At 43.9% G+C, this 17,136-nt stretch carries 12 protein-coding genes; 7 read left to right on the forward strand and 5 right to left on the reverse strand.

Features of this window, described 5'->3' with window-relative positions; genetic code table 11:
* Positions 1-167 precede the first annotated feature (167 nt).
* Both PSI22_RS16765 and PSI22_RS16770 read left to right on the forward strand, forming a co-directional pair.
* Positions 168-476 carry a helix-turn-helix domain-containing protein gene (locus PSI22_RS16765; RefSeq protein ID WP_273580740.1) on the forward strand — a complete coding sequence of 103 codons (309 nt, stop codon included), beginning with the start codon at positions 168-170 and terminating at the stop codon, positions 474-476.
* Entirely contained in the window at positions 380-1,426 is a 1,047-nt protein-coding gene (locus PSI22_RS16770) for a site-specific integrase (protein WP_306310619.1), read from the forward strand. The genes PSI22_RS16765 and PSI22_RS16770 overlap by 97 nt, the downstream gene beginning before the upstream one ends.
* A 104-nt stretch (positions 1,427-1,530) precedes the next feature.
* On the opposite strand, the gene queA is transcribed toward PSI22_RS16770, so the two are convergent.
* The gene (gene queA / locus PSI22_RS16775) at positions 1,531-2,598 is read right to left on the reverse strand and encodes a tRNA preQ1(34) S-adenosylmethionine ribosyltransferase-isomerase QueA (protein WP_273580742.1); all 1,068 of its coding nucleotides are present in this window, start codon (positions 2,596-2,598) and stop codon (positions 1,531-1,533) included.
* A gap of 105 nt (positions 2,599-2,703) precedes the next feature.
* Between queA and PSI22_RS16780 the strand changes: the two genes are divergently transcribed.
* From PSI22_RS16780 to ggt, 3 genes are all read left to right on the forward strand, one after another.
* Complete coding sequence (locus tag PSI22_RS16780; RefSeq protein ID WP_273580743.1) at positions 2,704-3,327, forward strand: acyl carrier protein phosphodiesterase; 624 nt, start codon at positions 2,704-2,706, stop codon at positions 3,325-3,327.
* 156 nt (positions 3,328-3,483) lie between these two features.
* Positions 3,484-4,086, forward strand: a complete 603-nt coding sequence (locus tag PSI22_RS16785) for a peroxiredoxin C (RefSeq protein WP_038187436.1) — start codon at positions 3,484-3,486, stop codon at positions 4,084-4,086.
* 232 nt (positions 4,087-4,318) lie between these two features.
* Positions 4,319-6,082, forward strand: coding sequence for a gamma-glutamyltransferase (gene ggt / locus PSI22_RS16790; protein ID WP_273580744.1), 1,764 nt, complete (start codon positions 4,319-4,321; stop codon positions 6,080-6,082).
* Between the two features lie 90 nt (positions 6,083-6,172).
* Here the strand turns inward: ggt and brnQ are convergent, their stop codons facing one another.
* From brnQ to phoB, 3 genes are all read right to left on the reverse strand, one after another.
* The gene (gene brnQ / locus PSI22_RS16795) at positions 6,173-7,504 is read right to left on the reverse strand and encodes a branched-chain amino acid transport system II carrier protein (protein ID WP_273580745.1); all 1,332 of its coding nucleotides are present in this window, start codon (positions 7,502-7,504) and stop codon (positions 6,173-6,175) included.
* A gap of 381 nt (positions 7,505-7,885) precedes the next feature.
* Positions 7,886-9,199 carry a phosphate regulon sensor histidine kinase PhoR gene (gene phoR, locus PSI22_RS16800; protein WP_273580746.1) on the reverse strand — a complete coding sequence of 438 codons (1,314 nt, stop codon included), beginning with the start codon at positions 9,197-9,199 and terminating at the stop codon, positions 7,886-7,888.
* A gap of 61 nt (positions 9,200-9,260) precedes the next feature.
* Positions 9,261-9,950: a phosphate regulon transcriptional regulator PhoB gene (gene phoB / locus PSI22_RS16805; protein ID WP_273580747.1), complete on the reverse strand. Its 690-nt coding sequence runs from the start codon at positions 9,948-9,950 to the stop codon at positions 9,261-9,263.
* Between the two features lie 276 nt (positions 9,951-10,226).
* Here phoB and sbcD point away from each other — a divergent pair, with 276 nt between their 5' ends.
* Together sbcD and PSI22_RS16815 are read left to right on the forward strand one after the other, a co-directional pair.
* The gene (gene sbcD, locus PSI22_RS16810; RefSeq protein ID WP_273580748.1) at positions 10,227-11,441 is read left to right on the forward strand and encodes an exonuclease subunit SbcD; all 1,215 of its coding nucleotides are present in this window, start codon (positions 10,227-10,229) and stop codon (positions 11,439-11,441) included.
* 18 nt (positions 11,442-11,459) lie between these two features.
* Complete coding sequence (locus PSI22_RS16815) at positions 11,460-15,140, forward strand: AAA family ATPase (protein WP_273580749.1); 3,681 nt, start codon at positions 11,460-11,462, stop codon at positions 15,138-15,140.
* Between the two features lie 165 nt (positions 15,141-15,305).
* Here PSI22_RS16815 and PSI22_RS16820 read toward each other — a convergent pair whose 3' ends face one another.
* Positions 15,306-16,928, reverse strand: coding sequence for an ABC transporter substrate-binding protein (locus tag PSI22_RS16820; RefSeq protein WP_273580750.1), 1,623 nt, complete (start codon positions 16,926-16,928; stop codon positions 15,306-15,308).
* Positions 16,929-17,136 lie beyond the last annotated feature (208 nt).

The following is a 17,136-nucleotide window of genomic DNA, read 5'->3' on the forward strand; positions in this document are numbered from 1 at the left end:
GAAAGAACTCAAGCACCACAAAAAACGAACAGACCAGCAAACCGCAACAATACTCACTCAGTACCTACCCCGATTTGAAACCGCTATGTCGCCACATCAAAAGAGCAAATTCTTGCCTGTGATGTGGTTGAGATACTACGTCGATATGATTGATAAGGAGATGAAGAATGGCAGATGATTACTATACCGTCAGGGGATTGGCTGAAAAACTCAAAATATCTACCAACACCATATATAGAAATCCATTGAAATATCATATGTTCCGAGTCGGTGGCTCTTGGAGAGCAAATGAAGAGAGCCTGAAAAAGTTTGAACAGCAAGACTTAAAAGACAATAATGTTTTCCGGCTGGCTGTAGTCGGTGGCAAGGAGAAAGCACAATGCCGATCTACAAAAGAAGTAACAAATACTGGATCGATGTATCAGCGCCAAATGGCGAAAGAATTAGACGATCTACTGGCACGGAGGACAAATTAAAAGCCCAGGAGTATCACGACAAGGTGAAACATGAGCTGTGGCAACTCGAAAGGCTAGATAAACAGCCTGAGCGATATTTTGAGGAAATGATTATCATGGCCTTGCGAGATGCGGAACCTCAATCATGTTTCGCTAATAAACAAATCTACGCCCGATATTTTCTTTCTATCTTCAAAGGGAGAAAGATATCATCAATCACCAGCGAAGAGATAACTAACTCTCTGCCTACCCATAGCAATGAGACAAAGAGCAAGTTATCTAATGCCACCCAGAACAGGTATAGGGCATTTATTATGCGGTCATTTTCTCTAGCTTACAAGATGGGATGGATTATCAAGCCGCACCATGTGACGCGACTCAGGGAAGCTAAAGTACGCGTAAGGTGGCTTGAAAGGCATCAGGCGGTTGAGTTAATAAATAATCTGTCTTTGGACTGGATGAAAAAATTAGTGTCTTTTGCTCTGCTCACTGGTGCGAGAAAAGGCGAGATATTTTCTCTCACATGGCGCAATGTTGATATTGATAGAAGAATTGCTGTCATAACCGCAGAAAACGCAAAATCAGGAAAGGCCAGGGCGGTTCCACTGAATGATCAAGTAGTTTCCATTCTGCGTAATTTGCCAAGAGAATGTGAGTTTGTTTTCTCATCTAACGCCAAGCGCATAAAGCAAATAAGCCGTACTGATTTTGACAGGGCGTTAAAAAAATCAGGGATCGATGATTTCAGGTTTCATGACCTAAGACACACATGGGCGAGTTGGCACGCTCAGAGCGGAACCCCATTAATGGCACTGAAAGAAATGGGCGGATGGGAGACTCTGGAAATGGTAAATAAGTACGCTCACTTAAGTGGCGAACATTTAGCCAAATATAGCGGTGTTGTCACATTTTTGACACAGACCGATAAATGTAGCAGCCAGAAACAACATTTAAAGTTGTTAACTGGCTGATTTTAAATTACATTTTTGTCTAATACCTCAGTTTTGATTTTCTCTGTATCAGAAAAACAGTCTGATGTTATGTTTAAACATCGTTCAAGCCAGCCAAGCTGGAATTACGATACTTTCTCTTTCGCTGCCACAGGGTTGCGATTAATAAACATCGCATCACCATAACTAAAGAAACGATACTTTTCAGCTACCGCTTCTTTATAAGCATTCATGGTATTTTTATAACCCGCAAATGCAGAAACCAGCATGATAAGCGTGGATTCAGGCAAATGGAAATTGGTAATCAGCGCATCAACGACTTGATACTCAAATCCCGGATAAATAAAGATTTGGGTATCATCAAAAAATGGCGAGATAAGGCCATTCTGGCTGGCACGAGCCGCGCTTTCCAATGAACGGACGGACGTTGTGCCCACGGCTACAACCTTATTGCCACGCGCCTTACACGCCAATACCGCATCAACGACATTCTGCGGAACTTCTGCATACTCAGCATGCATGATATGGTCTTCGATGGTCTCCACCCGCACAGGCTGGAACGTCCCTGCGCCGACATGCAGGGTAACAAACGCCATATCGATGCCTTTTTCACGCAGTGCGGCCAACAGGGGTTCATCAAAATGCAGCCCGGCGGTCGGTGCAGCAACAGCGCCAGGGCGTTCACTGTAGACCGTCTGATATAATTCGCGATCCGATTCTTCATCAGGACGGGCAATATACGGTGGCAACGGCATGTGACCAATTTCATCCAAAATGGTCAATACATCACGATCATCATCAAAACGGATTTCAAATAAAGTATCGTGGCGCGCCAGCATTGTTGCCCTGATGCTTTCATCTTCGCCCAGCAGAAGCTCTGCACCTTCTTTCAGTGCCTTGGACGCACGAACGTGAGCAAGTACTCGCTTATTATCCAGCATCCTTTCTACTAAAACTTCCAATTTCCCACCCGTCGCCTTACGACCAAACAGGCGCGCAGGAATAACTCGGGTGTTATTGAAAACCAGCAGATCACCGGCTTCCAGCTTATCCAGCACATCAGTGAAAATACCGTGCGTCAGCCCTCCGGTTTCGCCATCAAGGGCAAGCAGACGGCAACCACTCCGCTGCGGTTGGGGATAGTGAGCAATCAGCTCTTCTGGCAGTTCAAATGTAAAATCAGCGACACGCATTTTATCTGTATCATTCAAAAAAACAGGCGGACTAGTCTAGTGCCGCACGCACAAGGGTGCAACAAAGAAGCATATTAGTTTCACTCTTTCCGGTATACTCTCGTTATGAATTTTCTCGCACATCTTCATTTGGCTGCATTATCGGAAAGTTCCTTACTGGGCAATTTAATGGCGGATTTTGTCCGTGGCTCTCCAAAAGGATTATTCAGCCCCGATATTGTAGAAGGTATTCGCCTGCACCGTAGGATAGACAGCCTGACGGACAGCCATCCATTGGTCACCGAAGCGCGCACACTGTTTCGTAGCGAGTATCGACGCGTAGCTCCCATTACCCTTGATATCATCTGGGATCATTTCCTTTCTCTGCATTGGGACAAACTTGAAAAAAATTACTCCCTGCCTGAATTTGTACATCTTGCCTGTAGTCAGATAGAGCCGCATCTTAGCTTCACGCCTGAAAAATTTCAGGAGTTGAACAAATATCTCTGGTCAGAAAATCTGCTTATCCGCTATGCCGATATGTCATGCATTGCCAATGTACTGAAAGGTATGGCTCACAGACGCCCTAAATTATCAGCACTGGCAGGATCGTATCAAGATATCGAAATGCATTATCTTGATTTTGAAGCACTATTTTGGAAGTTTTATCCACACATGATGGCACTGGCGACAGATAAGCGACTGCTTGAGCAAGATATTTCGCCAGAACCTTGCACTTTTTCCAAATAGCTTTATCTTATTTAGGCTAAAAGGAATTAAAAGCAAATTATTGATAGGCAAAACCTATTATATCAATTGGTATTTTATCCTTTATTGCTTTACCCTAATTCCTTATGCTGTAACCCGTTTCTACATAACACCTTTTTAAAATCACAGGAGTCAATTATGGTTCTAGTAACCCGCCAAGCCCCTGACTTTACAGCCGCAGCGGTTCTCGGTAACGGTGAAATCGTTGGTAATTTCAACCTAAAAAAACACCTGAATGGTCGTCCAGCCGTTATCTTCTTCTGGCCAATGGACTTCACTTTTGTTTGCCCTTCTGAGCTGATCGCGTTTGATCACCGTTATGAAGAATTTCAAAAGCGCGGTGTTGAAGTCATCGGCATTTCCTTCGACTCTGAATTCGTTCACAACGCATGGCGTAAAACCCCAATCAGCGAAGGTGGCATCGGCGAAGTCAAATACCCAATGGTTGCTGACATCAAACGTGACATCATGAAATCTTACGGCATTGAGCACCCAGAAGCGGGTGTTGCCCTGCGTGGTTCTTTCCTGATCGACAAAAACGGTGTTGTTCGTCATCAAGTCGTTAACGATCTGCCACTGGGCCGTAACATCGATGAAATGCTGCGTATGGTTGACGCACTGCAATTTCACGAAGAGCACGGCGAAGTTTGTCCTGCACAGTGGGCAAAAGGTCAGGAAGGTATGGGTGCGTCCCCTGAAGGCGTCGCAAAATACCTGACCAAAAACGCTGACAAACTGTAATTCCCGTCAGAGTTGTCTCCATTGATAGCATCACGTTATTAATGAATTCCCCTAAACCAGCCGCTCTGTCGGCTGGTTTTTCTTATCTAAAATTTCTCATTTTATTACCTTGCGCACAAAAAATTGCTTTTCAAAAATCCTAAGCGTTAGATAATGCTGATTACAAAAAATTAACATTGATATCACAGCTCACGGAGTCCTACTCCAACCACTTATTCTTAGGAGTACCATCATGTTAAAAGCATGGAAAATTCCTTTTGTCGCTGTATCGCTCTTAGTTTCCTCCTCCCTCTATGCCGCTTATGAGCCTGCCATTGAAGCCAAACAAGGCATGGTAGTCAGTTCACAATACTTAGCTTCACAAGTTGGCGTCGATATTCTCAAAATGGGCGGGAACGCCATTGATGCCGCTGTTGCCGTTGGTTATGCCCAAGCAGTTGTCAATCCCTGCTGTGGCAACATTGGTGGGGGTGGTTTCATGACCATTCATCTGGCAAACGGCAAAGATACTTTCATTAACTTCCGCGAAACAGCACCTGCTGCGGCCAGCGCCAATATGTATCTGGACAAAGACGGGAATGTCATCAAAGGTGCCAGTCTGTATGGCTATAAAGCTATTGGCGTCCCCGGCACAGTGATGGGATTAGATGCCGCACTGCACAAATACGGCTCAATGACCCGCGAACAAGTTATGGCACCGGCTATCAAACTGGCGCGTGAAGGCTATATTTTGACTCGTGGCGATACTGATATTCTGGACACTACCGTCAAACGCTTTACTCAAGATCCAGAGGCTGCCCGTATTTTCTTGCGCAAAGATGGTACACCTTTCCAACCCGGGGATAAGTTAGTCCAAACCGATTTGGCCAATACGCTGGAACTGATTGCTAAGAAAGGGCCAGATGTCTTTTATCATGGCAAAATCCCCCAATTAGTTGAAGAGTCATCGAAAAAATCGGGGGGAATTATCACAGCAGCAGATTTCGCCAACTATAACATCACAGAAACAACACCAGTCACTTGCAGCTATCGCGGTTATAAACTCATCTCTTCCCCACCACCTAGTTCTGGTGGCGTCACCCTATGCGAAATACTGAACATTGTTGAAGGCTATGATCTCAAATCCATGGGATTCAACTCCGCAGCTTATATCCATACATTGACAGAAGCCATGCGCCACGCCTACATGGACAGAAATACCTATCTGGGCGATCCTGAATTTATTAAAAACCCACTTGATCGGCTGTTAAGCAAAAGCTACGCAGAATCTATCAGAAAAGAGATCGAACCAAACAAAGCGACACCTTCAAAAAATGTTCAGCCGGGCGTTGGTCCCCATGAAAAACCAGAAACGACCCATTACTCTGTCGTAGATAAAGATGGCAATGCCGTATCAACCACTTACACAATCAACGGGCGTTTTGGTGCCGTCGTGATTGCACCGGGAACCGGCTTTTTCCTCAACGATGAAATGGATGATTTCACGACCAAAATTGGTGAGAAAAACCTGTATGGGCTTGTTCAGGGAGCGACCAATTCCATCGCCCCCGGTAAGCGCCCACTATCATCGATGAGCCCAACACTCGTGACCAAAGATAACAAAATCTTTCTGGTATTGGGTTCTCCAGGTGGATCACGGATTATCTCCATCACCTTACAGACTGCCTTGAATATCCTTGATTTTGGCATGCCACCGCAAGAAGCCGTCAACAGCCCGCGCATTCACCATCAATGGCTGCCTGATGAAGTCTACTATGAACAGCGTGGCCTTTCGAAAGATACCCTGAATGTGCTGGAAAAAATGGATTACAAAATGGTAGAACAGACACCGTGGGGCGCGGCGGAACTGATCATGATTGGATTGCCGGGCGCTGTCGGTGTCTCTCCCACCAACTCATCAGGCAATGACTCAGCGGTATCAGGCGTGGTTCGTGAAGGCTATATCTATGGCTCCAACGATGTCCGGCGACCTGCTGGTGCAGCCATTGGCTACTAAAAAAGCAGTGTAAAAGGTTTATATAAACAAATCGATGTAAAAAACAAGGGTGAGCCGTTTGATATGCTCACCCTTTTTACAGGTCTCAGGCTATCTCTGCACTTCACGCTTTGGGACTTTACTTTCTCCCACAATGAGATCATAGAGAGCACACACAACCACAGCTAGTACCGTTGGCAACAACCATGCCAGCCCTTTATCTGCCAACGGCAGATGAATTGCCCATGCTGGTAGTAAGTGAGACAGATACTCAGACGATTTCGCCGCATCCAAAACCCCAAACAGCAGGCTAACTACCATAGCAGGCGCCAGAATGCGAGTAACATTATTCCACCAGCGTACTGTGAAGCTCAACAGGATCAGCGCAATACAAGGCGGATAAATTGCTGTCAGTACCGGAATAGAGAATTTAATCAAGTGGTCTAATCCAAGATTAGAGACCAACATAGAGAAGGTTCCGAGGATGAAAACCAGCGCACGATAAGACAATGACAAATAACGGCTGAAAAATTCAGCACAAGCACAGGTCAAACCAACCGCAGTTACCATGCAGGCAACGAAAATCAACACTGCAAGGAAGAAGCTGCCATAACCGCCAAAGACATTCTGTACATAAGCATGCAGAATCACTGCACCATTTTCAGCCTTCGGCACCAATGTGCCACTACTTTCTCCCAGCTTGAACAGAGATAGATATACCAGTACCAAGCCCAACCCTGCAATCAGACCTGCCCACATCGTATAGCGAGTCAACAGTGAAGAAGATTCAATACCTCTGGAGCGCGCTGCATTGACAATAACAATGCCGAATACCATAGCACCCAGTGTATCCATCGTTAAATAGCCATTCACAAAACCATTTGAGAACGGAATTTCTTTATAAGTTTGAATGGCAGGGATGGGATCACTTGCTGGCCACAACACCGCAGCAATGCCTAAAATGCCCAGTGCCAGAATTTTGATCGGAGCCAGCACGCGCCCAACACTGTCCAGTAATTTCCCCGGATACAGAGAAACCAAGATCACCAGTGAAAAATAAACGACACTATAGATGAACAACGGAAGTTTGCCAGAGCCCATTAGCGGAGCAATCCCGACCTCAAAGGAAACAGTTGCAGTTCTAGGTATTGCAAATAAAGGGCCAACAGCCATATAGCAAACAGTAGCCAGTATCAAACCTGCTGTTTTACCGATAGGGGAACTTAGCGCTTCAATCCCGCCACCGACTTTCGCCAAAGCAATCACAGTGATGACCGGTAGACCAACAGCCGTAAGCAAAAAACCTAGCGCAGCGATCCAAACATTCTCACCAGCCTGCAAGCCAACCATGGGCGGAAAAATGATGTTCCCCGCGCCTACGAACAAGGCAAAAGTCATAAAGCCTAATGCCCAAATATCCTTAGATGATAAACGGTATGCCATAATGATTGTTAATATATTGTTGTCAAAAGAATTGCATGTGCAATAGTCAGTATTGCAAATACTTGAATTTTCACTGGCGAAACCGGATTCTGATTTGACAATAAGTGATCAACGTAATATTCACTGATAATCGGGAAATACAGAATGATAGTGGTAATTACAGCTAGAATCGCCAACAACTGCCCACAAGTAAAACTTTTATAGCGCCAAAAGGCAAGCATCAAACCAAAAAGCAGTACAATATACTAAAGTAATATTTAAAAGCAGTCATTCTTATTATCTATCATTGAATACACACTATATGATTTGCACTTTTTTTGTTCATATTGATTAATAAATCATTTTTCTGTCTGCATCGTTTACCACTATATTATATTAAACTTATTGTTTTTTAATTAAATTCGGTTTGGCAGAAACAATAAGCCCGGGAGACAATAAAAAACTGAATGTGGAACCTTTTCCCACCGTACTCGAAACCTCAAGCTGGGTATTGTAATGATGCAGTGCATGTTTCACTATCGCCAGCCCCAACCCGCTTCCCCCAGTTTGCCGCGAACGGGCACGGTCAACACGATAAAAACGTTCGGTCAGGCGCGGTAAATGTTCTGCACTGATCCCCAAACCATTATCCTGTACTTTAAACCATGCTCCCTGAGACGATTTACTCCAGCTAACCTCAATACGCGTTCCCGGCGGAGTATGATTGACAGCGTTATAAACCAGATTCGACATGGCGCTTCGCAGTTGTTCTTCGTTGCCGAAAACTTTCAATTTTTCATCAATATTAAACACGATATCCTGCTGGTTATTCGCCAATGCCAACGCTTCCTGCTGCAACAACACCAATAAGCCGGGTACATCAACCACCTCGTTCATGTCCACTTGCGGCCCGGCTTCAATTCTGGAGAGATGTAATAATTGCTTCACCAAGCCGTCCATTCTCCGCACCTGCTCCTGCATCGTACCGAGCACCTTCTGGTTTGTTCTATCATTCAGCTCCTGCTCCTGCATCATCTCCAGATAGCCTTGCAGTACCGTTAGTGGCGTTCTTAACTCATGGCTGACATTAGCGAAAAAATCTCGGCGGGCATTTTCCAACAGTCGTTTTTGCGTAATATCACGGGCAACCATCAATAGCAGCTCTTCTGAATAAGGCATCACCCGAAATTCCACCATACGACCATTATTCAACTCAATAGATAAAGGACGGGAAAAGTGGCCTGCCGTAACATAGCGACTAAAATCTGGGTAACGAAGCAAATTGAAGATATGCTGACCATTATCCTCTGGCCAGCGGAAGCCTAGCAAATGCTGGGCAAGACGATTACACCAGAAAATATTGCCTTCCGTCGTCATCATCACAATCGCATCCGGCAATGACTCAGCGCCGCTGCGAAAGCGCTTGATCAATAATGCCAGTTCCCGGCGCCGCTTACGGTTACGCTGCTGCAACTGATAAATGCCGTAAAAGATTGGCTCCCATCCGCCCCGCCCCGCTGGGGGTAACATACTGCGATCCAGCCATAACCAGTCAGATAATTTCAATAAATTGTAGCCATGCCATACCAGTGCCAGAAATAACGCAATAACCAGCAGCCACGGTAAATATCCGATAAAGAAAGACAAAATGACCGCAGGCAGACAAAAAAGAACAAGCCCCAATACCAACTTCTTCCAGGATAAACGCTCAAGCACGTAATTCTCTCCGGCATGAAAATAGATTATTGCCAATCAGCACCAACGAAAAACAGATGCATTAATAACGAGTAGAAAAGCGATACCCTGTACCACGAACCGTCTGCACCATTCTATCGTGTCTCCCTACTTCCAACGCTTTGCGCAAACGCCGGATATGCACATCAACGGTGCGATCTTCCACATAGACATTGGTGCCCCACACATAATTGAGCAATTGCTCACGACTATAAACACGTTCTGGATGCGTCATGAAAAAATGGAGCAGCTTGAATTCCGTTGGCCCTATTTCCACATTTTGCCCCTGGCTGGAAACACGGTGGGAGGAAGAGTCCAGTATCAGCCCATCCATATTGATAATATCTTCCGCCGACATGGGAGAAGTGCGGCGCAGAACCGCTTTGATACGGGCAACCAATTCCTTGGGAGAGAAAGGCTTAGTGATATAGTCATCAGCTCCGACATCAAGACCACGAACGCGATCTTCCTCTTCTCCACGAGCCGTTACCATCATGACAGGAATATCTCTGGTGCTGCTATCACGCTTCATCTGCTTAATAAGCTGTATTCCTGAACCTCCGGGAAGCATCCAATCCAATAACACCAAATCGGGATAAGGCTCCGACAAGCGCCCGACAGCAACATCATAGTCTTCTGCTTCAAAGGTCTGATAGCCGTTTTGTTCCAACACCAAACAAACCATTTCACGAATCTGGACTTCATCTTCAACTACCAAAATGCGTTTAGCCATGGTTAATCCCATTAATATTATTGAAGTCAGCAATATTCACTTTAAGTCATTATGAGTCAATTTTATGACAAATTTATGAAAATCCTATTTCTCAATTCTCAAACTGCAATCTATTTTGCATAGAGTTTATGAGTGCTTTGTCATATTTCATTATGATTGCGAACCCGCTCGAAAATTCGTGAACAAAGTCAGAATTTCACACGACAGACCTCAAACACTCATTATAATTAGCGCTTGAAACAGATAAGCAAGACTCTTGGGCAACGGTAGGAAAACATGCGAATCATTCATACGTCGGACTGGCATCTTGGGCAATATTTCTTTACCAAAAATCGTGCCGCAGAACATCAGCACTTTTTGCAGTGGCTTATTGAGCAAATCATACGGCATCAGGTTGATGCATTGGTTATTGCCGGCGATATTTTTGATACTGGCTCTCCTCCCAGCTATGCCCGTGAGCTTTATAACCAGTTCGTTGTGGAGCTACAGCCCACTGGCTGCCAGCTGGTCATTCTTGGCGGAAACCATGATTCCGTCGCCACGCTCAATGAATCAAAATCGCTATTCTCTTGTCTGAATACGACAGTAATAGCCAGCGCAGGCGCCGACATCCAGCAGCAGATAAAAGTATTGAATAACCAAAATGGCGAAGCGGGAGCCATTCTCTGTGCCATTCCTTACCTGCGTCCACGGGATATCATGACCAGCCAGGCCGGTCAGTCAGCCACGCAAAAACAGCAGGCATTGCAGAATGCCATTACTGAACACTATCACCAACTTTATCAGCAAGCCGATGCATTACGGGAACAACTCGGCCAGCCATTGCCAATTATTGCAACCGGACACCTGACCACAGTGGGCGCTTCCACTTCGGATTCTGTTCGAGATATTTACATTGGTACGTTGGACGCATTCCCCGCACAAGCGTTCCCACCTGCTGACTATATTGCATTAGGGCATATCCACCGCCCACAGATCATCGCTAAATCAGACCATATCCGTTACAGCGGCTCCCCGATCCCCCTGAGTTTTGATGAAGTCGGGCAAGAAAAAAGCGTCTGTCTGGTTGATTTTAAAGAAAACAAATTTGATAACGTCACTCTTTTGCCCATCCCAAGTTATCAACCAATGCAGTTGATCCGTGGAAATCTGCAACAAATTGAGGCTCAATTACAGACGTTCAAAGCATATCAAGGAGAACGTCCTGTCTGGCTGGATATTGAAGTCGCTACTCAAGATTACCTGCCTGATATCCAAAAACGCATTCAAACCATGACTGCGGATCTACCCGTTGAAATCATTCTGTTACGGCGCAGAAAGGCGGCACGCCAAATCTCCCTGTCTGAGACAAATAAAGAAACGCTCAATGAACTCAGCGTGCATGAAGTCTTCGAGCGGCGACTGGTACTGGCTGAAATTGAAGATCAGCCCCAGAAGCAACGCCTGACAACCCTGTTTAAGCAAACGCTGGATGATATTTCTCAGCAATAATATTGAGGATTCACGCACATGAAAATTCTTAGCTTACGGCTGAAAAATATCAACTCTCTGCAAGGTGAATGGAAAATTGATTTTACGGCAGAGCCTTTTGCCAGCAATGGGTTATTCGCCATTACCGGCCCAACAGGAGCAGGAAAAACCACCTTGCTGGATGCCATCTGCCTTGCCCTGTATCATGAAACACCACGGCTCAGTACTATTTCTGCTACCCAGAATGAGTTGATGACTCGTCATACTGCGGAGTGCTTGGCAGAAGTGGAATTCGAAGTCAAAGGCGTGGCTTATCGTGCATTCTGGAGCCAGCGCCGCGCCCGTAACCAAGCTGATGGCAAACTTCAATCTCCAAAAGGCGAATTAGCGGACAAGAAAACGGGCAAGATTTTAGCCGATAAGATCCCTGATAAAAAAGAAAAGATCGCTGAAATAACCGGTCTTGATTTCAAACGTTTTACCAAATCCATACTTCTGTCACAGGGTGATTTTGCCGCATTTTTAAATGCAGATGATAAAGATCGGGCTGATTTGCTGGAAGAACTGACGGGTACAGAAATTTACGGCATTCTGTCTCAGGAAATTTATCAACGTCATAAACAAGCCCAAGCTGAACTGAATATTCAGCAGGCAACCGCTTCCGGCATTGAGTTATTAACCCCAGAGCAAATAGAAAAATACCAGAACGAACAGCAGCAACTTATTACGGCAGAAACTCAACTCAGCCAACAGATTAAGGCTTTTCAATCTGCCGAACAGTGGCTTATCCGGCAAGATGAGTTACAACAATCAATAACCAGCAGCACTGCACTTTTGCAACAGACTGAGCGAACCATACAAGACGCTCAACCTCAATTACAACAACTTGCCGCCAGCGAACCCGCAGAAAAAATCCGTTCACTATGGGATGCGCAAAACCGAGCCTTTAGCGAAAAACAACGAGTTACTGAACAGCGTATAAAAATAGAACATGATCGCCAGCGACAACTTTCTTTGTTACAGCCAGCTCAACAACAGCTTACCGATTTGGAAAAAACGCGGGAAGAACACCAGCAACAGCAAATCCAAGAGGAAAAGCTCATCTCAGAGCAGGTTATGCCACTCGATCACAAGATTGATACTCAATCAAAAGATCTGCTTACCCTAGAGAAGGAAATAACCGGGCAAAACCGTGAGCTGGCAGAAATTTCCACCCAATACCAAGTAGCAAAAAATCGCAAAGATACGCTGCATAATGAACAAAAAACGCTGGAAACGTACGACGATCAGCACCCTTATTGCCGTAATTTAGACAGCAAACTCCCTGAGTGGAAGCAATTATTTTCACGTCAGAAAGAGAAGCAAATACAGATAGCCAAATTTACACAAAAAACACAGCAGATTAGCACTGAATTGGCTCGTATAACCCATCACTTGAATACATTAAATACAGAGTTAGCCAAACAGACAGAGCAAAACCAGCCACTGCAAGACAATCTGATACTTACCGAAAAACAACTGACTGATTTGCAGGAAAGTCATCCACCGGAACAATTGCAAAAACAGTTATCAGACTATCAGGAACAACTGAAATCACAGAATCAACTTGAGATATTATTGCCTCAGATCCGGCAATTACAGACCACAATCTCAATCAATCAAACCCAATCAGCACAGTATCAGGCATTACTGGAACCCTTGCCGATGCAGATCAGCGCACTAGATCAACAGTTAACGGAAAAACAGCAGCATCATGAAGATCTTGCTGATCGAATTCGTTTGGAACAGCGGATCACCAGCCTGGAACAGGAGCGTTCACAGTTAAAAGAAGGTGAAGCCTGCCCACTGTGCGGCGCCACAAAACACCCTTTAGTCATCGAATACCAGAACATTACCCTGTCACAGTCAGAAGAACGCTTAAAATCTCTACGTCATCAAATAGAGCAGCTACAAACAAACCGTTCTGCCCTACAGCAGAAACAGCAGATTCAACAGCAAAATAATCAACAATTACAGCAAAATACGGCTCAATTAATCGAGAAACTGACAGAAACAACGCAACAGTGGAAGCACCACTGCCAACAGTTACAAGCCGCTGAATTACCAATGGAAACAGAACCCGTGAACAATTTCATTGGTCAACGGCAATCTGCCGCTCAGCAGCATCAAAGACAATACGAAGCATTATTACAAGCAGAAAAAGCACATCAAGCGGCGGAAAAAGCGCTGTCGGCCAATCGTGAACAGCGCAAAGCATCTGAACAAACTATTGAGCTGGAAAAGGTCAAATTAGATTCACACCAAAAACAACTGGCAGAAAACACAGCAGAGCTTCGACAGGCAAAAACTGAATACACAGCCACGACAGAGCTATTAGTCAGCGATTTACAACATACGCCTTTTGCTCTGCCCTCTCTGCAAGAAGTCACAATCTGGCTGCAACAACGCGAAACTGAGTTAAAAACCTACCATGATTCACGCGAAAGATGGCAACAGTTACAGCAAGAACAGGCTGCCCTGCAAAGTCAATCGAATGAATTAGAGAAGCAAAAAACTAAGCTGACGATCCGCCTTCATGCCCTGAACGAAAAACAGCAGCAGCAAAAACAGTTACTGGAACAAACAACTCAGGAACGTCATCATTTATTTGGGGAACAATCCGTTAGCACCGTTCGTCAGACATTACAGCAAAAAACTAATGAGCTGGACATCGCTTGCAAACAGGCTACTTCACACCTGCAACAGCGACAAAACGTGATGAACCAACTCACTGGTGCAGCTAGTGAAATTGAAAGAAACAGCAATACCGCCGAAACACAATGCAAACTTGCCGCCAGCGCTTTCCAAAGCGGATTGGAACAACAAGGATTTACCGATCAATCTGCCTTTGAACAGGTCCTGCTGGAACCTGAACAACGGGAAAAGCTGCAACAATTGCAAGAGCAGCTTACACAGCATCATTTGCAAGCCAAAACACGGCACCATGAATCAGAAACCGCCTTACAGCGACATACTGAAACACAGCCCCAATTACTTAAACAATATGAACCGACGCAAGTATCCGTGATATTAGCTAACATTAGTGAAGAATTGAAACATAACAATCAACAGCAAGGTGAAGTCAAAACCATACTGAACAGTGATGCTATGCGTCGGCAGAAACAACAAACACTCCTGGCACAAATTTCCCACTTACAACAAAACTACGATGACTGGAGTTACCTCAATAACCTGATTGGTTCCGCAGACGGTGCTAAATTCCGCCGCTTTGCTCAAGGATTAACTCTGGATCACTTAATCCATCTGGCGAATATTCGACTGGAAAAATTACATGGGCGCTACGATTTGCAGCGCAAAGACGATGGAGGGCTGGAATTGCAAATCGTCGATACTTGGCAAGCGGATGCCGTTCGGGATACCAAAACCCTCTCTGGTGGCGAAAGCTTTCTCGTCAGCCTGGCACTCGCACTGGCGCTGTCTGATCTCGTGAGTAACAAAACCCAGATAGAATCCCTATTCCTCGATGAAGGCTTTGGCACACTTGATCCAGAAACCCTTGATATCGCTCTGGATGCTTTGGATCACTTGAACTCGTCAGGCAAAACAATTGGAGTCATCAGCCATGTTGAAGCAATGAAAGAACGCATTCCTGTTCAGATCAAAGTGGAAAAAGTGAATGGCTTGGGAGTCAGTAGACTGGCATCAGAATTTCGGGTTTAATCGCTAATCGTTTTAAGGCTTGGTGAATCATCCATACCCAATAGACTTCAATTGCAACACGATGGTAACCATATGAATTTTCGAGAACATAGATAACTATGTGATTGGAGAGCAAAGCTGCAACTTGAAAGATGAAAGAGCCTGACTTAACAGGCTCTTCATTTATTAATGTTTAATAACATAAAGATCTTTCGCCAATGTAAATCCCATCATATCAGAATAGTATCCACCAATATAAGGTTTCACTAATACTGCATTAACATAATAATAGACCGGAATAATCGGTGCATCTTCTGTAAAAAGATCAGTAGCCTGTTGGAAATCAGCTTGATTATTGGTGTTTTCTGCTTTCTTCACCAAATCATCGAAACTCTTATTAGCATAGAATGATGTATTATTAGTGTTTTCTGAAGTGAAAATATTCAAAAAAGACATTGGATTATTATAATCCCCAATCCAACCCGCTCTGACAACATCAAATTTGCCTTCATGTTCATTATCCAACATCACTTTCCATTCTTGTGCCTGTAACTTGGCGATAACTCCGAGATTTTTTTTCCACATTGAGGCGGCAGCAATAGCAATTTTTTTATGTATTTCTGACGTGTTATAGGTTAAATTAAATTTAAGGGGATTACTTTTATTAAAACCGGCCTCATTTAATAACTGTCTGGCTGTTTCAATGCATTTAGCTTGTGTCCACAAAGCATAATCAGGTTGTTTTAAATTGAAACCACCAATTCCTTTCGGAAGCAATGTATAAGCCGGAATTTGCCCCTGTGCGACAATTTTATTGGCGATAATGTTTCTATCCAAAGCGAGACTCAATGCCTTTCTGACCCTTGGATCATTAAATGGGGATTTTTTATTATTAAATGCATAATAGTACGTACTAAGATAAGGTGATATATGAACTTGAGAAGGGATTTTTTCCCTTAATGAAGCAAAGGATTCTAACGGAATAGTTAAAGTTATATCTATTTCTCCTGCCAAATAACGGTTTAGCTCTGCTGTATTCGCTGATATTGGAAGATATGTCACTTTATTAACTACTGTATTTTTGTTATCCCAATAATAAGAATTTCTGACGCCAACAATTTTTTCATTAACGACCCATTCAGACAGCTTAAATGGCCCACTTGAGACAAAAAATTCTGGCTGAGTCCATTTATCTTTATATTTTTCAACTATTTTTTCACTAATAGGATTTAAAATAGGAAATGCCAATACCTGTAAAAAATAACTCACGGGTTTTTCTAATTTCACCTCTACAGTGGCATCATCCAATGCCTTTACCCCCAACTCCTCAATTTTTTTCTTGCCAGCAAGAATGTCTTTTGCATTCACTACAGAAGCATTAGCAAGATAACTTCCATACGGGGAAATTGTTTTTGGATCAGTCAAACGTCTCCAACTGAACACGACATCATGGGCAGTAATCGGCGTTCCATCAGACCATTTAATGCCTTTTCGCAAATGAAATACCCAAGTCTTATCATCTTTAGTGTCCCAGCTTTCAGCCAGATCGGGAACAATCTTACCGTCTTTATTGGTATCAACTAATCCATCAAAAAAATCGTGGATGATAGTAATTGCAACAACACCTTCAACTTTATGTACATCCAGAGAAGCAGGCTCTGCCCCATTATTACGAACAATTTCCTGTTTATCAGCTAGTTGTGTTCCCGGAGGAACGACTGCAGCATAAGATAATGTGATACTACTCAATATTAAACTAATGGAATAAGATAATATTCTCATTGTTTTCTTTGTTATTTTATTTAGCATTTTCATAACTCCTATCGCTGTACTGTAGTCATTTATTAATAATTAAAACGCCATACTCCTATACATCAACGTTGGAGCAGGGTAATCCATTTATTGCTCAATAAATTACAATCCGCAACTATAACAAAACTAAAATCCGGCAGATTCGATAATACAATTTTATTGTAAAAATATTTTATTTTTATTAATCAATCATATACATCATTTA

The organism is Xenorhabdus aichiensis (assembly GCF_028598775.1).
Taxonomy (GTDB): Bacteria; Pseudomonadota; Gammaproteobacteria; order Enterobacterales; family Enterobacteriaceae; genus Xenorhabdus; species Xenorhabdus bovienii.

Bases quoted from the DNA above. Each gene is read 5' to 3' on its own strand.
- PSI22_RS16820 (WP_273580750.1), bottom strand. From the start codon at position 16,928: ATGCTAAATAAAATAACAAAGAAAACAATGAGAATATTATCTTATTCC.
- queA (WP_273580742.1), bottom strand. From the start codon at position 2,598: ATGCGTGTCGCTGATTTTACATTTGAACTGCCAGAAGAGCTGATTGCT.
- PSI22_RS16815 (WP_273580749.1), top strand. From the start codon at position 11,460: ATGAAAATTCTTAGCTTACGGCTGAAAAATATCAACTCTCTGCAAGGT.
- phoB (WP_273580747.1), bottom strand. From the start codon at position 9,950: ATGGCTAAACGCATTTTGGTAGTTGAAGATGAAGTCCAGATTCGTGAA.
- ggt (WP_273580744.1), top strand. From the start codon at position 4,319: ATGTTAAAAGCATGGAAAATTCCTTTTGTCGCTGTATCGCTCTTAGTT.
- PSI22_RS16770 (WP_306310619.1), top strand. From the start codon at position 380: ATGCCGATCTACAAAAGAAGTAACAAATACTGGATCGATGTATCAGCG.
- brnQ (WP_273580745.1), bottom strand. From the start codon at position 7,504: ATGGCATACCGTTTATCATCTAAGGATATTTGGGCATTAGGCTTTATG.
- PSI22_RS16785 (WP_038187436.1), top strand. From the start codon at position 3,484: ATGGTTCTAGTAACCCGCCAAGCCCCTGACTTTACAGCCGCAGCGGTT.
- PSI22_RS16780 (WP_273580743.1), top strand. From the start codon at position 2,704: ATGAATTTTCTCGCACATCTTCATTTGGCTGCATTATCGGAAAGTTCC.
- sbcD (WP_273580748.1), top strand. From the start codon at position 10,227: ATGCGAATCATTCATACGTCGGACTGGCATCTTGGGCAATATTTCTTT.
- PSI22_RS16765 (WP_273580740.1), top strand. From the start codon at position 168: ATGGCAGATGATTACTATACCGTCAGGGGATTGGCTGAAAAACTCAAA.